The 20,504-nt window shown below is 37.8% G+C and carries 16 protein-coding genes and 1 tRNA gene; 8 read left to right on the top strand and 9 right to left on the bottom strand.

The window, feature by feature from the left end:
* Nucleotides 1–113: 113 nt before the first annotated feature.
* Together LI241_RS08955 and deoC are read right to left on the bottom strand one after the other, a co-directional pair.
* Nucleotides 114–2,543 carry a formate C-acetyltransferase/glycerol dehydratase family glycyl radical enzyme gene (locus LI241_RS08955; RefSeq protein ID WP_008687485.1) on the bottom strand — a complete coding sequence of 810 codons (2,430 nt, stop codon included), beginning with the start codon at nt 2,541–2,543 and terminating at the stop codon, nt 114–116.
* A 77-nt stretch (nt 2,544–2,620) separates the two neighbouring features.
* Complete coding sequence (deoC, locus tag LI241_RS08950) at nt 2,621–3,334, bottom strand: deoxyribose-phosphate aldolase (protein WP_008979425.1); 714 nt, start codon at nt 3,332–3,334, stop codon at nt 2,621–2,623.
* A 299-nt stretch (nt 3,335–3,633) separates the two neighbouring features.
* On the opposite strand from deoC, the gene LI241_RS08945 reads away from it, so the two are divergent.
* The 6 genes from LI241_RS08945 to LI241_RS08920 all read left to right on the top strand — a co-directional run bounded on the left by LI241_RS08945 (nt 3,634) and on the right by LI241_RS08920 (nt 10,909).
* Nucleotides 3,634–5,073 (top strand): extracellular solute-binding protein, encoded by a 1,440-nt coding sequence (locus LI241_RS08945; RefSeq protein WP_008687483.1) that lies wholly within the window; start codon nt 3,634–3,636, stop codon nt 5,071–5,073.
* Nucleotides 5,070–6,551, top strand: coding sequence for a hypothetical protein (locus LI241_RS08940; protein WP_227151162.1), 1,482 nt, complete (start codon nt 5,070–5,072; stop codon nt 6,549–6,551). Before LI241_RS08945 ends, LI241_RS08940 begins: the two co-directional genes overlap by 4 nt.
* A gap of 118 nt (nt 6,552–6,669) precedes the next feature.
* On the top strand, nt 6,670–8,016 hold the full coding sequence (locus tag LI241_RS08935) for an EAL domain-containing protein (protein WP_226897115.1): 1,347 nt from the start codon (nt 6,670–6,672) through the stop codon (nt 8,014–8,016).
* A gap of 225 nt (nt 8,017–8,241) precedes the next feature.
* Nucleotides 8,242–8,652 (top strand): Hsp20/alpha crystallin family protein, encoded by a 411-nt coding sequence (locus LI241_RS08930; protein WP_008687481.1) that lies wholly within the window; start codon nt 8,242–8,244, stop codon nt 8,650–8,652.
* 25 nt (nt 8,653–8,677) lie between these two features.
* Nucleotides 8,678–9,073 carry an Hsp20/alpha crystallin family protein gene (locus tag LI241_RS08925; RefSeq protein WP_008687480.1) on the top strand — a complete coding sequence of 132 codons (396 nt, stop codon included), beginning with the start codon at nt 8,678–8,680 and terminating at the stop codon, nt 9,071–9,073.
* Between the two features lie 99 nt (nt 9,074–9,172).
* A complete protein-coding gene (locus tag LI241_RS08920; protein WP_008687479.1) occupies nt 9,173–10,909 on the top strand; it encodes a DUF1653 domain-containing protein in 1,737 nt (578 codons plus the stop codon).
* A gap of 171 nt (nt 10,910–11,080) precedes the next feature.
* On the opposite strand, the gene LI241_RS08915 is transcribed toward LI241_RS08920, so the two are convergent.
* The 5 genes from LI241_RS08915 to LI241_RS08895 are packed head-to-tail and all read right to left on the bottom strand — an operon-like array spanning nt 11,081 to nt 15,205.
* On the bottom strand, nt 11,081–12,286 hold the full coding sequence (locus LI241_RS08915) for a S41 family peptidase (RefSeq protein ID WP_008687478.1): 1,206 nt from the start codon (nt 12,284–12,286) through the stop codon (nt 11,081–11,083).
* Nucleotides 12,287–12,292: 6 nt separating this feature from the next.
* Nucleotides 12,293–13,411: a hypothetical protein gene (locus LI241_RS08910; RefSeq protein WP_008687477.1), complete on the bottom strand. Its 1,119-nt coding sequence runs from the start codon at nt 13,409–13,411 to the stop codon at nt 12,293–12,295.
* A complete protein-coding gene (locus LI241_RS08905; protein ID WP_008687475.1) occupies nt 13,404–14,291 on the bottom strand; it encodes a DUF4097 family beta strand repeat-containing protein in 888 nt (295 codons plus the stop codon). The genes LI241_RS08910 and LI241_RS08905 overlap by 8 nt, the downstream gene beginning before the upstream one ends.
* The gene (locus LI241_RS08900; protein WP_008687474.1) at nt 14,278–14,892 is read right to left on the bottom strand and encodes a DUF1700 domain-containing protein; all 615 of its coding nucleotides are present in this window, start codon (nt 14,890–14,892) and stop codon (nt 14,278–14,280) included. The genes LI241_RS08905 and LI241_RS08900 overlap by 14 nt, the downstream gene beginning before the upstream one ends.
* Nucleotides 14,885–15,205 (bottom strand): PadR family transcriptional regulator, encoded by a 321-nt coding sequence (locus LI241_RS08895; protein ID WP_008687473.1) that lies wholly within the window; start codon nt 15,203–15,205, stop codon nt 14,885–14,887. Before LI241_RS08895 ends, LI241_RS08900 begins: the two co-directional genes overlap by 8 nt.
* A 331-nt stretch (nt 15,206–15,536) precedes the next feature.
* On the opposite strand from LI241_RS08895, the gene LI241_RS08890 reads away from it, so the two are divergent.
* Nucleotides 15,537–15,612 (top strand) — tRNA-Glu (locus LI241_RS08890).
* Between the two features lie 144 nt (nt 15,613–15,756).
* On the opposite strand, the gene LI241_RS08885 is transcribed toward LI241_RS08890, so the two are convergent.
* Nucleotides 15,757–17,118, bottom strand: coding sequence for a hypothetical protein (locus LI241_RS08885; protein ID WP_008687472.1), 1,362 nt, complete (start codon nt 17,116–17,118; stop codon nt 15,757–15,759).
* Nucleotides 17,119–17,423: 305 nt separating this feature from the next.
* Between LI241_RS08885 and LI241_RS08880 the strand changes: the two genes are divergently transcribed.
* The gene (locus LI241_RS08880; RefSeq protein WP_008687471.1) at nt 17,424–18,809 is read left to right on the top strand and encodes a S1C family serine protease; all 1,386 of its coding nucleotides are present in this window, start codon (nt 17,424–17,426) and stop codon (nt 18,807–18,809) included.
* A 213-nt stretch (nt 18,810–19,022) separates the two neighbouring features.
* Here LI241_RS08880 and malQ read toward each other — a convergent pair whose 3' ends face one another.
* A complete protein-coding gene (gene malQ, locus LI241_RS08875; protein ID WP_008687470.1) occupies nt 19,023–20,498 on the bottom strand; it encodes a 4-alpha-glucanotransferase in 1,476 nt (491 codons plus the stop codon).
* Nucleotides 20,499–20,504: the final 6 nt, after the last annotated feature.

The following is a 20,504-nucleotide window of genomic DNA, read 5'->3' as shown; positions in this document are numbered from 1 at the left end:
ATAAATTTGTTCTTTTGCGTATCCAACGCGAAGAAATAACACACAATGGATAAAAATAAAAGGAAAGTCTTACGCGTTCATCCATCTGATTTTAGCAAGACTTTCCTAGATTGCTAACAAGTTATTTGATTTTCCGTGCGAGCAATAATGGCTTCTTGTGCTTGTGGCATCAAAGAGATGAATTGTGCACAATATCCGGCTACACGTACGATTAAATCGCTATGCTTTTGCGGATGTTTCTGCGCATCACGCAAGGTTTGGCTGTCAATGACATTAAACTGATTATGATAAATGCCTTTGCGTGCAGATACATACAGAAAGTCAACAAACTTCTTTAAATTTTCATCTCCCTGCAATGCCGCAGGTGCAAAACGCATATTTAACAATTGCCCGGCAGCCACCATATGATTTGGCAATTTTGCTACCGAATTAATAACCGCAGTAGGTCCTTGGGTATCACTTCCCTGTGTTGGTGAACACCCTTCATTTAAAGGAGTCCCGGCATAACGCCCATCCGGAGTTGCCCCTACCACAAACCCATTTGGTACATAAGAGGTGATATTACTAGTAGACATCGTATAACAGCTTACCTTTGGCCCTTTTCCTTTACGCAGCGTTTCATAATCAGACAATAAAGCAAGATAAGAATAGAAAACATCCGCTACGATCTTATCAACCTCATCCTGATCATTGCCAAATTTAGCAGCCTTTTTAACAAGCTTATGAATCTTACGACTTGCTTCTGTTTGCCAATTATCATGCATGGCGGCAAGTAATTCTTTCATGGTAAATCGTTTATCTTCAAAGACCAACTTTTTTATTGCATAAAGTGAATTTCCAACGACACTGGGTCCAATATTAGATTGTGATATCACATCATAGCGGCATCCGCCTTCTTTTAAAGTCTTCCCTAATTTTAAGGAATCTTGAATCAGACAGCTAGCAAAAGGATCGGCATCATAAACAGCTAATGAAGCATCACAGATAGCATCACATTGTACACTGATGTCGGAATAAAACTTTAAATAGGTCTTCCAAGCCTGCCACAGCTCTTCATAATTTTGGAAATCGACAAAGGCTTCCTCACTTGCTGTATATGGCAACATACGGATACCACTTGCTGGATCATAGCCATTGTGCAACATGATTTCTAACACTTTTCCCCAGTTAACATAGGTCATGCCCGTAGCTCGATGGCCATATTTACCAGGTACACCGGTTTCCACGCAACCAATCGGACAATAATCCAAGGCATCTTCTTTAGGAATGCCCAAAGAAAGCAGACCGGCCACTGCTGTTTCATCATGAAACATACTCGGCATGCCACAGCCGGTGCGAATAAGCTTAGCGCATGCCTCAACAAAAGAACGTGGAGAATCCTTATGGTAACGTGCCGAAAAATTAGGTTCTGCCAGAGAGCATAAATGCATCGCCTCGATACATAAATAGGATAATGTGTTTGTGCCATCTTTTCCATTCGGCATAAGACCACCCACAACCAGATTGGAATAGAGTGGATATCCTTGTGAAAACCGTGTATGGCCATATGGACGTACCTTATTACAAGAGGAATTCATAAGAAACATATGCGTGATGATTTCTAATGCATTTTCCTTTGTTAAGATTCCTTTCTTTATATCCTGCTCATATAAGTCCAGCATATATTGATCAAAACGTCCATAACAGAAAGAATGTCCATTGCTCTCGATCATTTGCCAGATATGAATCAGATAGACGATTTCACAACCTTCATGAAAACTACGTGCTCCCTGTTCTAACATGGTTGCGGCCATATCACTTAATTCTCGATATTCCATCTGTTTCGCAATATCTTTACATGTTTTGGCCTTTTCCTTAAAATAGATCGCAAATCGCTTACAGTATTGCAAAGCTGCCTCTAAAACTAGAATGACTGCCTCATAGTAAGCTTTTGAAGAAGCACTGATGTCATCTTTTTGCAATGCTGTTTGTGCCTGTTGAATGAAATAGCGAAAACCATAACGTAAAACCATGGCATGATCAGGTACGATATGTCCATCCCCACTCATGGAGATACCACCACGATGCAATACTCCCTGTTTCTCTGCCAAACGGATATCATCACTTATATGACGGTTTACTTCATCTTCATGGGTATGGGACAACCAAAAAGGCGCGATGTCTTTGATGTCCTGCTTTACCTGTTCACTGATGGTAAATACATCACCATCGCGCTGAGCAAAGCTGTCTAATTCATCTAACACCCACTGTATGGAATATTCAGGATAAATCGGAGCGGCAAAATTGCACGATGCCATATTTCCAAAGATCAAAGAATCCTCTTCTGCATAAATACTCATATGTGTAAGGGTATAAGCAAATGCCTGCGCTTTGCGCAAAATATAAGGTTCTCCTTCATTGTTCTGAAATACTTGTGTATACAGTTTTGCCCGCTCACTGCAAATGGAAGCCTTACGTTTTTCCATCTTATTGCGCAAACGCTTTATACGTGCTCGATCAAAACGTTGTTCCTGTAGTGGCTCTATCAGCCAATCTTCCTTCATTGCTCTCACCTTCTTTAATAATTATAACATCCATATACGAAAGACAGAAAGCACAACACTCTCTGTCTATCATTTTCTTATTTTTTATCCAATCCTAAAACTACCGGTACAGAACGATAGCCCACGCCCATACGATCAATGCCCATATCAATGAGTTGTAAGAAGTGTTCTCTTGTACGAATACAGCCACTTCCCTTCACCTTACATTTTCCATTAACTTCTTCCATCATGACTTTAATGATTTCACAAGTTGCCCCATGTGCCTCATATCCAGTTAAAAAACCGGTACTCGTTTTTACAAAATCAACACCTGCTTCTATGCAGCATTTACAAGTCTTTCTAACCTGTTCTTCATTTAAAGCATCGGTTTCAAAAATGACTTTTAATGCTCTTCCATAGGAATGTGCTAATTCGGCACATGCTTTTAAATCCGCTGTAACAGCATCATATTTTCCACTGCGAATATGCCCGAAATTAGCGACAACATCAATTTCCTTTACGGTGTCATATCGAGCAACAATTTCAATTTGTTTTAATTTAGATTCAGTAGAACTTGTGCCAAAAGGAAAATCACATACAGGACAAAGCATCGTATCGCTGCCCTTTACGATAGGTTCACATAAATCCATATATCCCGGGTTGATGCAGATGGTTGCACAGCCAAGTTCCACACCATCTTTTGTCAGAGCGATGATTTCTTCTTCCGTAAACTCTGGTTTCAATACCGAATAATCAATATAGGCTGCTAATTCTTTTACTGTCATTTCATTTGCTTTTTTGTTTGGTTTCATATGTTATTTCTAGAGAATCGTACATTCTCCTTCCTCCTTACTTGTATAATAGAACATTTCCAATCATTTGTAAAGCACTTTTTGTTGTTTTATTTACGTTTTTATGTTCGATTGCTTTCGTTTTTAGCATTTCTTGATATTTTCCCTTACCCTCTTCATCAGCCTCTTTCTTTTCTATTCCACATAAGATACATGTTATTCACAAAATTGTCATAAATTTATGATTAAATACACGAGAAAAAACAATATGGTGTATAATAAGGATAATAAACGCTTGTTCACCTAGGAGGTAGGACATTATGAAAAACATAAAAAAATTAGGGGCAATCCTATTGAGTACCTTATTCCTAATGAGTAGCTGTAGCTCTAACAGCAATCACGGTTTATCTGCTGATCAGCCTGTCACTTTACGTTTATGGCACTATTACAGCGGTTCACAAAAAGAAGCTTTCGATGATCTTGTTGAAGAATTTAATACAACCGTCGGAAAAGAAAAAGGCATTATTGTGGATGCTATCGGAAAAGGAAGCATCAGCAATATCGCAAATGATGTGAATAAGTTATTAAAAAATAAGGAGGAGACGGAAAAACTGCCTAACATGTTTGCCGCCTATCAGGATACCGCACAGATGGCTATGAATGAACATAAATTGGTATCTATGGAAACTTACCTTAGCGAAAAAGAAATTCACACATATGTAGATGGATTTTTAAAAGATGGTCGCTATGTTGGCAGCGATGAAACCATGCTGTTTCCAATCGCTAAGGCCAGTGAGGTCATGATTATCAATAAAGAAGAATGGGATCGTTTTGCTAGCGCCACTCATGTGAGTAAGGCGGATCTTTCCACATGGGAAGGCTTAGCTAAAACAGCGGAATTGTATTATGAGTATAGCAATGGCAAAGCCTTTTTTGCCCGTGATGCTTTGGCAAATTATCTCATTTGTGGGGCACATCAGCTACAAGATGATATCTTTCAAGAAAAGGATGGGAAAGTAGCTTTTGCCATCAGTGATAAAACATTGCGTCGTCTCTGGGATAATTATTACATTCCTTTTATAAAAGGATACTATGTAAAAAACGGACGTTTTGCCAGTGATGATATTAAAACAAAAGATGTGATTGCTACCGTTTCTTCAACGGCTGGAGGAACCTTTTATCCCAACGAAGTCATTGATGAACATGGGGATAAACAAAAAGTGAGTTATCTGGTATTGCCAACACCACATTTTGAAAATGCCCAAAATGCGGTCATATCGCAAGGTGGTGGCATAGCCATAACAAAAGCAGATGAAACAAGCGAATATGCCTGCATCGTCTTCTTACAATGGTTTACGGAAACAAAGCGTAATATTACATTTTCTGCAGCATCCAGTTATCTGCCTGTTAAAAAAGAGGCAAACACCTATCAAACATGGGAAACGACCTTGAAGAAACATAATATGAACCCTAACAACTTATTAAAGGATATTGTTAAGACAACGATGGATGAGGTCAATGATCAAAAACTGTATGCAGCAAATTCCTTTGATGGTTCTTATGAAGCACGCAGCTATTTGGAAAAAGCTGCTAATATGAAAGCCATTGAAGATCAAAAAGCTATTCAGAAAGCAATACAAGCAGGTAAGAGCCAAGAAGAAGCCATGGCTTATTATCTATCAGATGAAAACTTTGCCAAATGGGTACAGCAATGCCGTAAAGATATGGAAGCTCTATTACAAGGGGATAAGGCACAATGAAGCAACGGCATGTGCATTCATTATTTCAACGCCTGTTATTAACTCTGATCATTTTGGTCTTGCTCATATCCTCGATTTTCTTTATCTCCCTTCTTAACAGCAGTGCCTTGCAAGATTTAAAGGCCAGCAGTTTTAACCTGTTTGATCAGCGTGTCATGTATCGCAGTGACGCCATTCAAAAAAACTTAAATGAACGCTGTTTAGATACAGATGATGTAGCCATGATCATCTCTGCTACACATCCACTTTATGAGCATAGAAAAACATTAACATCGCCTTACTTAAATGAAGATATTTTAAATCGGCTGCATAGCTTAACCAAAACCAAAAAAATCAACGGCATTTACCTTATTTTAGACAAAGAGGTTTTTCACAGTAAAGAATATCCAGCCTTTTATCTGCAAGATGCTTCCCCCGAAGAATCTTTCAATGATAAAACAGATATTACGGCCAAGTATGGTGATGCTGCCTTATTAAAACAAAATGACTTTATCTTAGATCAGAATTGGAAACCCTCCCTTACGATGAAGGAAGACGAGGATACATTCGATTTTTACTTTAAGCCAAAAAAAGCTGCGGAAGAAAACCCTCAGCTGAACATGTTGAACTGTGGCTATTGGAGCACTAGTTCACATATGGCTGACTCCCCTACTCCCTTCCTTAGTTACAACATTCCTTTATTCAATCAGGATCATCAGGTTTATGGTGTACTGGGTATCGACCTTTCCGTTGAGTATCTAAAGAACTATCTGCCCTATGAAGAATTAAATGATCATAGTAAAAAAGCCTTCCTTTTGGCCAATCGAGAAAGCGATGATGCCTATCATATCATCCTATCGAATGGACCAGCCTACAGTGCTTATTTGAAATACGATACATCCATCGTATTAACGGATGCCCCTTATGGGAAACGCATCAGTGCTCCGGCACTCAGTGATGATACCCTTGCTTGTGCTCATCAGCTAAAGCTTTATTCATCCTTTAGCCCATTTCAAGATACCCTTTGGTATTTAATCGGTGTTGGTTCTGAAGATGAAATCTTTTATTCAACAAAACAAATTCATCAGCTTTTGCTATATGCCTGTATCACCGCTTTAATCATTGCGACACTGGTAGCTTTATATGGCAGTATGCTGTTTACGAAACCGATTCGCGCTTTAGCCACAAGACTTCGGCAAACACCGGTAACAACCAATAAGATTGAACTGCCGAAAACCCATATCAAGGAAATTGATGAATTAAGTGCTTCCATTGAAGATCTAAGTTATCATTTGCATGGTGCAGAAACTCGCTTATCCTATGTCCTACACACAATCGATATCCCAATTGGAGCTATTGAGATATATAATGAACGTAAAGTTTTCTGTACAGAAAAAGTAGGAACATTGTTGGGATTTCGTGATCCTTCAAAAATGGAATACACGTTTAAAGCTTTCATGGAAGAAATACAGCTTTTATGTTTAAAAAATCATCTCTAGTGAAAAACAGATAAATACAGAACATAGGACCAGTGACATCTATCTGATACATGTTACAAATTCCGCAGAACAAACATGTTGGCTGCGTTTCCTCATCAATCGTGTCGAAGGAAATCGTGTGATTGTCGTCAGCGATGTGACTTTGGAAATACAAGAAAAAGAACATCTGATGTATGAACGTGATCATGATGTGCTGACCCAACTATTGAATCGCAGAGCTTTCCGTGTCCATTGTGAAGCAATACTGAAACAAGCTGATTTGAAAACCTGCGCCATGGTATTATGGGATCTTGACAATTTAAAACTTGTTAATGATACCTACGGTCATGATGCCGGTGACCATTTGATTTGTGCACTTGCAGATGTACTACAAAAGGAACGCGGACCTAACTGTATCGCAGCTCGTATGGCTGGTGATGAATTCCTCTTATTCTATCACCATTTTGAAAATGAAGAAGCCATTTTGAAACATATCCGTCATATTCATGAAGTTGTTAATGAAACGGAAATGCATTTCGGCAATGACGATATTACCCGTGTAAAAGTATCTGCCGGCATTTCTTGGATGCCAAAAGATGCTATGGATTTTGATACCTTGATAAAACATGCAGATTTTGCAATGTATGAGGTAAAAAACACACAAAAAGGAAATATCCGTACCTTTAGTGAAGAACATTATCTTCACAACAACTTAATATTTGATGGCCGTCAGGAACTGATGAATATCTTAGAAGAGCAACGTGTCAGCTATGCTTTCCAGCCAATTGTTGATGCCAAAACTGGTGCTGTACTAGGTTTTGAAGCCCTTATGCGTCCTAATAGTGATATTCTAAAAACACCATCCGATGTCATGCAAGTCGCCAAAACACAAAAACAATTGCACCGTGTGGAGTATATGACCTGGACACAATCTTTATCCCATTTCAGTCAACAGGTAGCGATTGATAAACAATGGAAATTATTCATTAATAGTATCCCTAGTATACCGATGCTTGACGAAATTAAACAATACCTAGAAGAACACTATCATGAATATCTTTCCAAAATTGTTATTGAATTATTGGAAAGCGAAGAAATCGAACATTCCTATATGCTAAGCAAACAAGACTTCTGTCGCCGCTGGCATGCCCAAACAGCTTTAGATGACTTTGGCAGTGGCTATAGCAGTGATCACCGCTTATTCAACGCACAAGCAGACTATGTCAAGATCGATATGGAATTCATTACAAATATCGCCCACGATAAAGGACGCCAAATGCTTGTAAAAAGCGTTGTCAGCTTTGCTCACAGCCATGATATCAAGGTAATTGCAGAAGGCGTTGAAACACATGAGGATCTGGTATATCTGATACAGCACGATATCGATTATCTTCAAGGATATTATATTGCAAAACCTGCTTATGCTATTAAAGATATTGAAGAAAGCAAACAGCAAGAAATCCGCGCTATTTATAAAGAGATATAGAAGAATCGAAAAGCGATTCTTCTTTTCTTATGTCTTCCTCAAGATGCCCTATGATGGCGTAAAGGAAAATCCTATGCAAACAAACTTTGACATAATTTCACAAAATCTTTTTAGCACTCTAGTGTTGACAGTGCTAAAACAAGTGCTATAATATAAGCGAAGATAAGGTAAGACCTTATCGGGTAGTGTTTCATAAATATGAAAACAAAAAAAGAGGCGATGTATATGAAACGGCTGCCAGGATTATTCAATGACTCATTCGATGAAGTGTTTAAAGATCCTTTCTTTTCTCGCAATATGGAGTATATGAAAACCGATATTCGTGAGAAAGATAACACCTATATCTTGGAAGTAGAACTTCCTGGATATCAAAAAGAAGATATTCATATGGAATTACAAAATGGATATCTCAGCATTCAAGCTGCCCATCATCAGGTAAAGGAAGATAAAGATGATAAGGGTAATCTGATTCGTCAGGAACGCTATAGCGGGACATGCAAGAGAAGCTTTTATGTCGGTGATAACCTGATGGAAAGTGATATCCATGCCAGCTTCCAAAACGGTGAATTAACAATTACATTCCCTAAGGAGGCTCCTGAAAAGGTCGAAGAATCACGTTTCATCCCAATTGAGTAACGTATAAAAAAGGAAGGTGTATCGTATGATGAAATTATTACCAGGTTTATTTAGTGATGCATTTGATGACATGTTTTATGATCGCAGTAATATGAAAACCGATATCCGCATGAAGGATGGCAATTATGTATTGGATATGGAATTGCCTGGATATCAGAAAGAAAACATTCAGATGGAACTTAAGGAAGGCTATTTAACCATCCATGCATCCCGCAATACAACAAATGAAGAAAAGGATGCCAAAGGCAATCTGATTCGCCAGGAACGTTTCTCAGGCTCTTGTTCAAGAAGTTTCTATGTCGGCGAAGGCATTACGCAGGAGGATATTAAAGCAAGCTTTGATAACGGAGAGTTGCATGTGCTGATTCCGAAAGAAGCGCCTAAGAAGGTCGAAGAAAAACGTTTCATTCCAATTGATTAACTATGCTAAACAGGGTATTGAAAACCCTGTTTTCTTTTTATCAATGAACAAATTGATAGAAATATATGCTATACTAATACCATGAGGTGAAAAATTTTTATGAAATCATGGACAAAGGATGCAGTGTTTTATCATATCTATCCACTAGGTTTTTGTGGATGTGAGCAGTTCCATCAAGAGCAACAAACAAGTCGTATTTTAAAAATTAAAGAATGGATTCCCCATTTACAAAAAATGCATATCAATGCCTTATATTTAGGGCCTGTATTTGAAAGTTATGAACATGGTTATGATACAAGTGATTATCGCAAAGTAGACAATCGGTTAGGCAGCAATGCTGATTTTCGGGAAGTTTGTGATGCTTTGCATAAAGCCGGCATTCGCATCGTATTAGATGGCGTTTTCAATCATGTAGGGCGTTATTTTTGGGCATTTCGTGATGTTATGGAAAAGCGTGAACAATCCCCTTACTGCAATTGGTTCCATAATCTAAACTTTCAATGGGATAACCCCATGCATGATGGATTTACCTATGATACATGGGAAGGACATTACAATTTAGTTAAATTGAATTTACAAAATGAAGAAGTTGTTCAGTATTTATTAGAAAGTATTGCGATGTGGATGGATGATTTCCACATTGATGGTTTGCGCTTAGATGCTGCAGATTGTATTGACCCTGCCTTCTTTCGACGCTTAAAACAATTTTGTGAAGAACATAATCCTGATTTTTGGTTAATGGGTGAGATTATCCATGGTGATTATAACCGTTGGGCAAATCCGGATATGTTAGATTCAGTAACCAACTATGAATGTTATAAAGGTTTGTATTCTTCACACAACGAAAAGAATTATTTTGAAATTGCTTATTCCTTAAACCGTCAGTTTGGTGGTAATGGAGGTATTTATAAGGATCTAGTTCTATATGATTTTGTGGATAATCATGATGTAAATCGTTTAGCTAGTACGGTAAAGGAAGAACGTGATCTGGCAAATATTTATACCATGTTATATGCAATGCCGGGGATTCCATCAATTTATTATGGTAGTGAATATGGCATCAAAGGCACAAAACATGATGGCAGTGATGCCGATATCCGCCCTTGTTTAACTTTGACAGAGCTTGCGACAGAAAATACGGCATTATTTTCTCATATCTGCAAACTGGGAAAAGCTTATGACGCTTTACCGGCCTTAAAGCATGGCGATTATCAGCAAGTTATCGTACGCAATCAACAGTTTGTCTTCGCTCGTAAAACGACTGAACAATGCGTATATGCAATTTTCAATGTCAGTGATGAAAGTGCTGATATTGATTTTCCAGTACAATCTGCACATTTATATGACATGTTAAATGAAAAAGCCTACAATTGCTTGGAACATCATTTTATCATTTCGATGCCTGCTAAAAGCTCCATGCTGCTGGTGGAGAAGGAAGATGTAGCAGCTGTTTCTTCAACACCAAGTGATAAAGCAGTAACCTTGCACAACACAGAAACACAAAATGAAACTACGACGAAAAAGAATGCATCAGTGCAGGACGCAACAGCTGTACCAAAAGCTCCGCTTCCAAAAGCAGATGGTTATCCAGAAGAAGATGCTTCACAGCTTGCCATAACAACACCTTCTATTCCTCTTGGCGTTTATCAACACTACAAAGGAAAACGTTATGCTTTATTATATATTGCAAAACATTCAGAAAATGAAGAAGCTTACGCGGTTTATCGACAGCTGTATGGCGATGGTAAGGTATGGGTAAGACCATTGCGTATGTTTGTTGAAGAGATTGAAGTTGATGGTGAGAAAACACCTCGTTTTACGTATCTTAAACCCTAGTAAAAAAAAGTCCAAGCGGACTTTTTTTTATACATTATCATTTTTCATACTTTATCATATTAAATTATGCAAGATAGATGCCATACAATAACTTCTTATGACAAACCTTTGTCCATCTACCAAATACTCTAGATGATAGCTTTTTTAAATTCTGGATTATTTCATAATGACTTATTTACCATGTGCTGCAATAAGCTGCAAGGTTGTTTGAATACAAACATCCTCTTTCGTGCTGACTTCATTAACGGTCGTTGACTTAACGTGCACATCCGGCTGTGTCTTGATCTCATCGTTGATATTTCCATCTTCATCTACACCTAAGCATATAGCCATACGTATCACTATGCCGCTGTTAGGCAATGCAAATAATACAGGATCACTTCCAATACCATCTCCGCCACTCACTCCTCCAACAATCGTTGCTGCTTTGCTTTGTTTTAGAAAGTTAGCCAGCATTTCACTAGAAGAGTACACATTTTCATCAATCAACAGATAGATTGGTTTCTTAAAACGAATGCTATCTTTCGCTGGTACCACCTTCATATCACCTACAATGCCATGTGAGAATTGAGAAAATTCTGATTTTGGGAAGCGGATGTTTGGAAGTTTCATATCCGTAATACGTTCTCCTTCAATCATGTTGGCATATTCCCCATCTTTCAAGAAGACATAAGAAGTTACCGTGATTGTTTTATCCACGATCTTTGGCAATAACATTTCAGACCAATATAGCGAGTTCCCTCCACCATTGCCCCGGATATCCAAGATCAATGCCTTTGCGGATTGATTTGCTTTTAAAAAGGAGGCGAGCATTTCTTCATCTTTTTTACTCGTTTCCAGAGATAACATTTTAGGAATGCGGATATACATAACCTGTCCATCTAATAGAAGTGCTTTTGCATTTACCGTAACATTCTCATCCGTTGCTGCATTTGGTAAAACATAATCACAGAACTGCTTCTCATCAAAGCCATAGTGTTCATAAACAGCTTTTGTTTTCAACTTTTTTATCATCTGATAACGATAATCCCTAGGTTGTTTCGCAAAACTTTGTTCATATAGTTTCATGGTATACATCAGCGATTGTGTATCTTGTATGCGCTGTGTATGACCATTGTGTAATTTTTCCAATACACCATCAATAATATTCTCAAAATCATTCATAGATGTACAACTTTCCACCTTATCACGTGCTGCTTTTTTTGCCTTCTCCCATTGCAAATTAGACAAACGTTCACTCATTTCTAAAAATGGATAATTTTCTTCAATGGTTTTGATGAAATAATCAAAATCCTTCAGATATTTTTGTTCGTTAGTACGGGAACAACTGCTTATGAATAGTACCAAAAGTAGTGATATCATCATGATTTTACGCATACACTTCTATCCCCTTTCAACCTGTTTTTCTTTTATCTTCATAAGTACTTTATTTTTAAGCTCTCTGATACATTCATAGGATAATGGCATAGCTGCCTTAATCTCTTCGACAAAGGAAGTTGGGAAATAGGCTGCCGTTTGTAAAACTGACAACAACATCATTTCGCGGCAATTTTTGATAATAAAGCGGCAAACTTGCTCATCCTGAATGTGTGTGAAAACGACCTTTTCAAGGAAAACCCATAGTTTTTCCAATAAGGCTTTGCGTTCTGCCTTATTACATATAGTAGCTAAGGTATGATGGTGATGCTGATCATCTTCTACAACATCTTGTAAATCATCTGCTACCTGTAAAGTAAAGCCAAACAGCATACAAAACTCCTGTTGCACATCACTTAAATGCCCATCGATTAAATAACCATCCGCTAAGACGCTAGTACCACCTTTCCAAATGGAAATTTCAAGTACGTCCTTCTCAGGTATCGTTTGCTGTTGACGCAAAGATTGTTGCTGTCCCTCTTGGATCAAATATAGGCTTTGATACACATCTTGATAACTTGATGGTGCATACTGATGTTCTATTTTTTCCACCAATTGATGCATCTTATTGGCATACGGATGTGCAAAAGCTTCTGTATGATGATGCAGTCGCCGCATGAACCAGTGATTAAAAGCCTTCTTTTCTTCCTTATCCATAAGGGTATCGTCTAACACATTATCAGAATATGGATACAGCATACTATAACCAAACATGGCTTGATGATATTGTATGGGTTTTTGAAAAGCAACTTCTAACATCCAAATGATCCACATATTGCGTAGTGCCTGAAATACCTCTTCAGCGTGAAGATTTTCATCAAAAGCTTTCGCATCATCAATAAATTTTTGGGTGCAAGTTTCAAATTGCTGCTGATCTTGTTTAGACATCCAAGAGATATCAAGGAATGCAGGAAGCAATGCTTTAATTTCCTGCACATCCTCTGTCATATGACTAAGCTGTTCCTGTAGTTTTGCTTCATTATGTTTTCTTTCCGTTTCATCATATGGTGGAAAAGAAAGTGGCTTTCCAGAAGTTTGCTTCCAAAACAACTTTGTGCTTTCGCATAGTGTCTGAATATCACGCATGATCAAAAGCGATTTCCACACTGCCAGCCTGGCAGTCAATATCTAGTTGATTTTTCGCATCATTACGTACACTGATTTCATTCGATAATCCACTATAGTCTTGCTCTCCAAGTTCAACAGAGCCCACTTCATTTTTTATCTGATACCCATACTGATTCTCTTTATCTTGTAAGTACAGATTTACACTACCGGCCTGACAATCAATTTTCGTTTTACCGCGTAAATCACCGGAAACATCAATACTTCCTGCCTGTACATCAAATTCGCTGTGCTCACTCACCATTTCTTTCATATCTATGCTGCCCGCCTGCGCTGACAGTTCCATTTTACGTGAAACTTGTACCTTTTGCATTTCTACTTCTGTAGCGTCACCATCTACTATCAGATCTTTTAAACGCAGACCTTGAACCGTTAAATGACCTGTGGAAGCATCAATTTCTAACTTTTTCAATAAGTCCTCTTTTTTCAATGTGATATCCAAACGTGCTTTATGTAGAAAATGTTTATTTTTCACATCTACTTTCATGGTATTTGTACTCCTAGAAACACTAACCTGATTTTCATAAATATTGGAAAAACGCAAGCTGTTGTTATCACCCACACGTATCGTTGTGTTCACGGCTGCTACGTTTAATTCTAACTTGTCTACATCATCAAAAGTTTGTGAGAATGTTTTCGTTTTTGAAATGTCTTCAGCGACCTCTTCAAGGTGAATACCAAAGCTACCATGAAAGGGCCACCAAGGAGCTGTTTGGTTATCAACTCGTAAATAGGCAATATCCCCATTTTGCACAATTCCCATGCCAATGCAGAAAGCACCGATGATGACACAAATTATGGAAATGATTAAAGTTACTTTTATCCCATTATGCTTTTTCATAATGCTTTCCCTCCTTTGCTTTGTGATAAAGGTTTGTTACAAGTCGCATGAATGCCGGCAACAAAGTACGAATCAACCAGATAAATAATAAGAGCAGCAAGATTCCCAATCCGATACATAACAAACCTCCGCCAATGGCAATCAATGCATTGCCTGGTGTTTCTAAATGATAAAATCCATTAACAAGTAAGGGAAAGCCTGTAAATGCAATCGCTCCTACGGATGCAAGACCGGCGATAGCAAAGGCTCCTATTGTTATAAATAGAGCAAATATCACTGCAACCAATGCCAACAGCAAAGGCAATGCGATGGGTAATGCACAGATACCAAGAATAATTGCAATAATGCTTTTTAGAGAAGATTTCTTGGTTGTATTTTGGTCATTTGCAAATGTCGTGTTATGACGTCGTATTTCTGCATCAGCTCTTATCTGTGCCGCAAATTTGTAAGGTGAACCAAGATCGGCTATGACCTGTTGCTCATTCCCTTCACCTGCATCATCAAAATATTCTTCACAATAAGATAATGCATCTTCTATTTCATCTTGTGATAATCCCTTTAAACGAACCCGAAGTTCTTCTAGATATTGTTGTTTACTCATCACAAACGCCTCCCTCTAAAATGTCTGTAATTTTACTGGAAAATTGTTTCCATTCCTCTACATATTCCTCATATTTGACTCTTCCTGTTTCTGTTAAACGATAATATCGTCTATTTCTGCCCATATGCTGCTGGTCATATGTCTCTAAATACCCATCTCGCATCAATCGACGCAAAACCGGATATAGTGTAGATTCACTCACGCTCATCACTACTTTTACTTCCTGGGTAAGCCGATATCCATATGTGTCTTCTTTATGCAAGGTCGCTAAAACACAAGCATCCAGCAATGCTGATCCAAGCTGAAATGTCATATACATCACCTTTCTTCCACAATATTATACATCGTATAGTATTATAATTCAATATATATTATATTTTAATTAATTAAATATGTAAAAACGCATAACATATAAAAATGCAGAGCTATTAATCATAAGCCATCTACTCTTATGAAAGAAACATTGTTGATGTAAAAACCTTAGTATACTCTTAAAATAAATGCGCATTTTTAAAGATTACCATAAGTAAGTAAAAAGTGTATTAAGCTCCATCTGATAAATAGTCTGGCGGATATTAATTTTTTACAAAAAGTTCTTGACGCTTAAAACCTATTTTGTTATAATTACGTGGCAACAGTTAAATGGCGCGTTGGAGAAACGGTTAACTCACATGCCTTTCACGCATGCACTCACGGGTTCGAATCCCGTACGCGTCACCAGTTAAATATATAAGGTAAGTTCAAGTGAACTTACCTTTTTTCAATAAGCGGGATGAGAAACACGTTACGGCTGTTTGGGCATGTGAGTTTTGATAAGTACATAAAAAAGACTGTTGTTTTTGATCAACAGTCCTTTATGCTCAACTATTTATTAATAATATCCATGATATTCTGATAATATGTGTAGCGTCCATCTACGTACTGTAAAGACTCATAAGCCAACGCTTTTGCTTTATTAAAGTCAATATCTTCATAAACAGATGCAAAGCGATAATAGATATAATCTTTGATTTGATTATCTCGTAAGATATAACCATAACATTCATCACCGTGCTGGAAATCACCATGCTTGATATATAAATCAGCAACATCCATCAAAATACGCAACTGATATTTTGTAAATAAATCATAATATTGAGATAATACGGCATATGCGAAATCTTCATAAAATTTCACATCGTCATACTGCCAATCTGGCAATATAGCATATGCCAAATCAAAGAAGTGTGCAACAAATGCATCAACATCTGCACCAATCAATTCGCTGACAATCGCTGAATCCCCTATATTCTTGCGCTGACCAATCATTAGCAATTTTTCACAAATCTTAAATTCCTTCAGATATTCAGCAGCATTTACTTCAGCATCTTCACTGATTGTAGTCTTAACCGCTGTATTCATATCCTTCTTAATATCTTTATAATCCATTGCTTTAATGTCCATAGTATCAGCCACCTTACCTAAAGTTACAGCCACTAAGTCGGTATCATAACCATCTTTTTCGTAAGCAAAGTCTGCATTCTTTAAGTTATTTCCCTCAATGATATCTTTCTCTAGTTTCTTAATGTCAGCCTCATCCATCAAGAAACGTGCATAATCTTCATACACATGCTGTACACCCATGGCTTGCATACGCTGGATGCATTCTTCTAAAGACAACACTTCATAGACAGCGGTTTTTTCCTTCTTTGTTGGTTTTTTGGCAGCTTTCTTAGCAGCTGGCTTCTTTTCATTAACTGTCTCCGTTTTTTTCACAGCCGATTTTTTTTCTTCTTTCGCTTCTACTTTTTTCGTTTCCGCTTTCTTTGTACTCTTCTTAACCGGTGTTTCTTCTTTTTTAGGTTCTTCCTTAACGCTCTTTTTAGTAGCAGGCGTTTCTTTCTTCGCCGCTTTGACCGTTTTGGTTTCTTCCTTTTTCACCGTTTTTGCACTCTTTGTTTCAGCTTTTGTACTCTTTGTTTCTGCTTTGGTTTCCTTTTTTACGGTTTTCTTAGGTTCTTCTTTCACAGTTAGTTTTTCTGGTTCCTTTGCTACCGTAATTTTTTCTGGTTCTTTTGCAGCTGTGATCTTTTTAGGTTCTTTTGCAGTCGTAAGTTTTTTAGCCTCTGGTTTTACGGCAATACTTTTAACTTCTTCGCTCTTTGTTTCTTTTTTAACAGTTTCAGCTTTTGCTGCAGCACTTTTCTTTGCTGTTGCTGTCATTTTCTTTTTACTGGTGTTTGCCATGTGTAATTCCCTCCCACATTTTCTTTTTATATATAAATACGAAAGTATACCGACGTTTACGAACGAATATGTATGATACACATTCCATTGTTATTATAGCATAGTTAAATGTCGTATTTAAGTAAGAAAAGGGGAATCCTTTACTTTTTGGCATTTTTTTCGTGATTTTATCCCGTTTTTCACATATTTCCATCCAACTTTGAAAAAAATTCATCTGATTTTCACATATTTATAAAATTTTTTTGAGATAATCTATCTGTATACTAAAAGGCGTAAAGAAAACATACTTAAAGGAGGAGCAGTATATGAACGAAAATGAAAACAGTAATGTCGAAAACATGAATAACAAAGATGAAAACAAGTATGATGAGACTGTAGTAAATGAAACAGTCACTGACACTGAGGAAGAAACAAGTACTCAAAAAGAGCCAGTAAAAGAAGAAACGACGTTAGAAGAAGATGTAAAACAAGAAGAAACCACTTCGACTGAAGAAGCACTGACTGACAATGGAAAGCAGCCAAAAGTGCCTTTCATAAAAAAGCATAAAAGCGGTGTTATGATGTCAGGTTGTTTCCTGTTGGCTTTAGCCGGTGGATTTGGCGGTACTTTAGCTGCCAATCATATCAATGGTAATGGCGGTGTCATCATGTATCAATCTGCCAACACCACAAAAACTACAACAACAGCAGCCAATGGTGACACGATGAGCATTAAACAAATCACCGAAGCTGCCGCAAACAGCGTCGTTGAAATTAAAACCGAATCGGTGTCCACGAATAGTTTCTTTCCTCAAGCAGTATCATCTGGAGCCGGTAGTGGTGTTATCTTAACCAAAGATGGCTATATTGTCACGAACAACCATGTCATTGATGGTGCTGATAAAGTCACTGTGACAACAAAAGATGGAAAATCTTATAATGCTAAATTGATTGGGACCGATGCATCCACCGATTTAGCTGTCATTAAAATCGAAGCCAGCAATCTTTCTCCTGCTGTAATGGGAAAATCCAGCAAGTTGGAAGTTGGTGATACGGCGGTTGCTATCGGAAATCCATTAGGTGAATTAGGTGGAACCGTAACTTCTGGTATCATCTCTGCTTTAGATCGTGAAATTACCGTTGATAATCAGAAAATGCATTTATTACAAACGAATGCTGCTATCAATCCAGGTAATTCCGGCGGTGGTTTGTTTAATGATCGAGGTGAACTGATAGGTATTGTTAATGCCAAATCCAGTGGCAACAATATTGAGGGTCTTGGTTTTGCTATTCCGATTGACCGAGCGAAAGATGTCATTGAAAATCTGATTGAAAATGGGTATGTAAAAGGCCGTGCTTCTTTAGGAGTTACCCTTTCAACCGCAACAAATCCTTATGGTGAAAGCATGTCTGCTGTTTACATCGCTAAAGTGGAAAGTGGTAAAGCCGCAGACAAAGCAGGTTTAGAAGTCGGTGATCAGATTTTAAAGGTAGACGGTAAGAAGGTTAGCGATATTGCGGATGTAAAAACTGCCGTAAATAGTCATAAAGCCGGAGAAACCATGACAATGAATATACTTAGAAATAATGAAACGAAGACCATCAAGGTGACACTTGGTGAAGCTGACGCATCAACAACCACTTCCAATAATGAAAAATCGCAACAATCCGATCAACAAAATGGGATGGATCCATTTTCCAACTTTAATTAATCGCTATATAAAAACTGCACATGACGATATGTGCAGTTTTTGATTTTCACTATAAATAAATTACTATATCAGCTTTTTGCTTTGTGTCACAAAACTTAGAATTATAGCATGGGAAGGAATATAAAAAGGCAAACTAATTTGCCTTTTTATATATGACGATTCTGAATAAGAAATTTTTCCGTTCCTCATGAAATGATGATTTAGCATCATTACTTAATGATCTCTGCCGGTTTCCCTGATCCAATCACCAAGCTTTGGTAACAATTCATAAAAGGTTTTTAAGTTCTTCAGTTTCCATTCCCAATTAGGTGAACCTATTGTCCCCGGTGTATTGATCCTGCCTTCTTTTTTCAATCCCAGAATATCCTGTACTGGTAAGATGACAACTTCTGCCGCACTGTTTAGGCAATAGCGAATAACCAGTTCGTGGAAATTACGGTTTTCATAGCCACAGTTGTGAAAATATCTACGCAGTGCAATTTTACGGTTTTGCGGTAAATCTTGATAAAAACCTTCCAGCGTATCATTATCATGAGTGCCGGTATATAAAATCACATGCTCTCTGCGTTTTTTCTTTAATTGCTTTGGAACCAATTCAAATTCAGCAACATTCATTCCTAATAAGTGATAATGATCTCGCAGCTTATGCACCTGCTTGCGCAAATCACCCAAATCTTCAGCGACGATTTGAATATCAGGCATCTGACGATATACTTCATCAAAGAAGTCATAAGCCGGTCCGCTTATCCATTCTCCAACCTGTGCCGTAGGACATTCCACCGGAATCTTCCAATACGTATCAAATGCCCGAAAATGATCGATACGGGTGATATCAAAGTTGGCAGCACTCCATGCTAAACGCTTCATCCAGAAATCATAATGCTGCTTTTTCATCTGTTTCCAATGATAAATTGGATTTCCCCAACGTTGACCATCCTCACTGAAATAGTCAGGTGGTACTCCGGCGATAAAAGTTGGATAACCATCTGCATCCAATAAGAATTCTTCTTGACGTTGCCACACATCGGCACTGTCTAAACCGACATAGAATGGCATATCACCCATAATCTTAACACCTTTGGCATTCGCATATTCTTTTATGCCTGCCCATTGTTTATAAAAGATAAATTGTAGAAACTCCTCATAACGGATTTCATTTTCAAGGCTTTGTAAAGAGTAGTGGCGATCAATGATCCACTCCCGTTGCTCCTTAGGCCATTGTTGCCAAGGCTTATCATCATTTTGTTTCTTTAAGGTAATAAAGACCGCATATGGATACAGCCATTCTGATTGTGACGTAAACAGTTGATACTCCTGTTCAAACTCATGAAAATTTTTTTGAAACGTTTTAAATGCCTTTCTTAAATAAGGCTCTTTGAATTTGCGCACGCCTTCATAATCTACACGTTCACTAAATTTATTATAGTTACGAATAGAGCTTTGTTTTAAAAGCCCATAATCAGCTAATGTATCTATACTGATGTATAGCTCATCTCCGGCAAAGGAAGAATACGGCTGATATGGTGAATTCCCATATCCGACAGGATTCAATGGCAATATCTGCCAAATATGAATATGCTGCTTTGCGATTGCATCAATCAAGCGATACGTATGCTTGCCAAAATCACCGATACCCTGATTTGACGGCAGTGAAAAAATCGGTAGTAAGATTCCTGTAGTCCGTTCCATGTGACC

It is taken from the genome of Longicatena sp. 210702-DFI.1.196 (assembly GCF_020563125.1).
Taxonomy (GTDB): Bacteria; Bacillota_I; Bacilli_A; order Erysipelotrichales; family Erysipelotrichaceae; genus Longicatena; species Longicatena caecimuris.
Note: the sequence above shows the minus strand (reverse complement) of the source record. Positions and strands in the feature narration are given on the sequence as shown.

Excerpts from the sequence above, each read along its gene's own strand:
- LI241_RS08955 (WP_008687485.1), bottom strand. The coding sequence starts at position 2,543 with ATGAAGGAAGATTGGCTGATAGAGCCACTACAGGAACAACGTTTTGAT.
- deoC (WP_008979425.1), bottom strand. The coding sequence starts at position 3,334 with ATGAAACCAAACAAAAAAGCAAATGAAATGACAGTAAAAGAATTAGCA.
- LI241_RS08945 (WP_008687483.1), top strand. The coding sequence starts at position 3,634 with ATGAAAAACATAAAAAAATTAGGGGCAATCCTATTGAGTACCTTATTC.
- LI241_RS08940 (WP_227151162.1), top strand. The coding sequence starts at position 5,070 with ATGAAGCAACGGCATGTGCATTCATTATTTCAACGCCTGTTATTAACT.
- LI241_RS08930 (WP_008687481.1), top strand. The coding sequence starts at position 8,242 with ATGAAACGGCTGCCAGGATTATTCAATGACTCATTCGATGAAGTGTTT.
- LI241_RS08925 (WP_008687480.1), top strand. The coding sequence starts at position 8,678 with ATGATGAAATTATTACCAGGTTTATTTAGTGATGCATTTGATGACATG.
- LI241_RS08920 (WP_008687479.1), top strand. The coding sequence starts at position 9,173 with ATGAAATCATGGACAAAGGATGCAGTGTTTTATCATATCTATCCACTA.
- LI241_RS08915 (WP_008687478.1), bottom strand. The coding sequence starts at position 12,286 with ATGCGTAAAATCATGATGATATCACTACTTTTGGTACTATTCATAAGC.
- LI241_RS08910 (WP_008687477.1), bottom strand. The coding sequence starts at position 13,411 with ATGCGTGATATTCAGACACTATGCGAAAGCACAAAGTTGTTTTGGAAG.
- LI241_RS08905 (WP_008687475.1), bottom strand. The coding sequence starts at position 14,291 with ATGAAAAAGCATAATGGGATAAAAGTAACTTTAATCATTTCCATAATT.
- LI241_RS08900 (WP_008687474.1), bottom strand. The coding sequence starts at position 14,892 with ATGAGTAAACAACAATATCTAGAAGAACTTCGGGTTCGTTTAAAGGGA.
- LI241_RS08895 (WP_008687473.1), bottom strand. The coding sequence starts at position 15,205 with ATGACATTTCAGCTTGGATCAGCATTGCTGGATGCTTGTGTTTTAGCG.
- LI241_RS08885 (WP_008687472.1), bottom strand. The coding sequence starts at position 17,118 with ATGGCAAACACCAGTAAAAAGAAAATGACAGCAACAGCAAAGAAAAGT.
- LI241_RS08880 (WP_008687471.1), top strand. The coding sequence starts at position 17,424 with ATGAACGAAAATGAAAACAGTAATGTCGAAAACATGAATAACAAAGAT.
- malQ (WP_008687470.1), bottom strand. The coding sequence starts at position 20,498 with ATGGAACGGACTACAGGAATCTTACTACCGATTTTTTCACTGCCGTCA.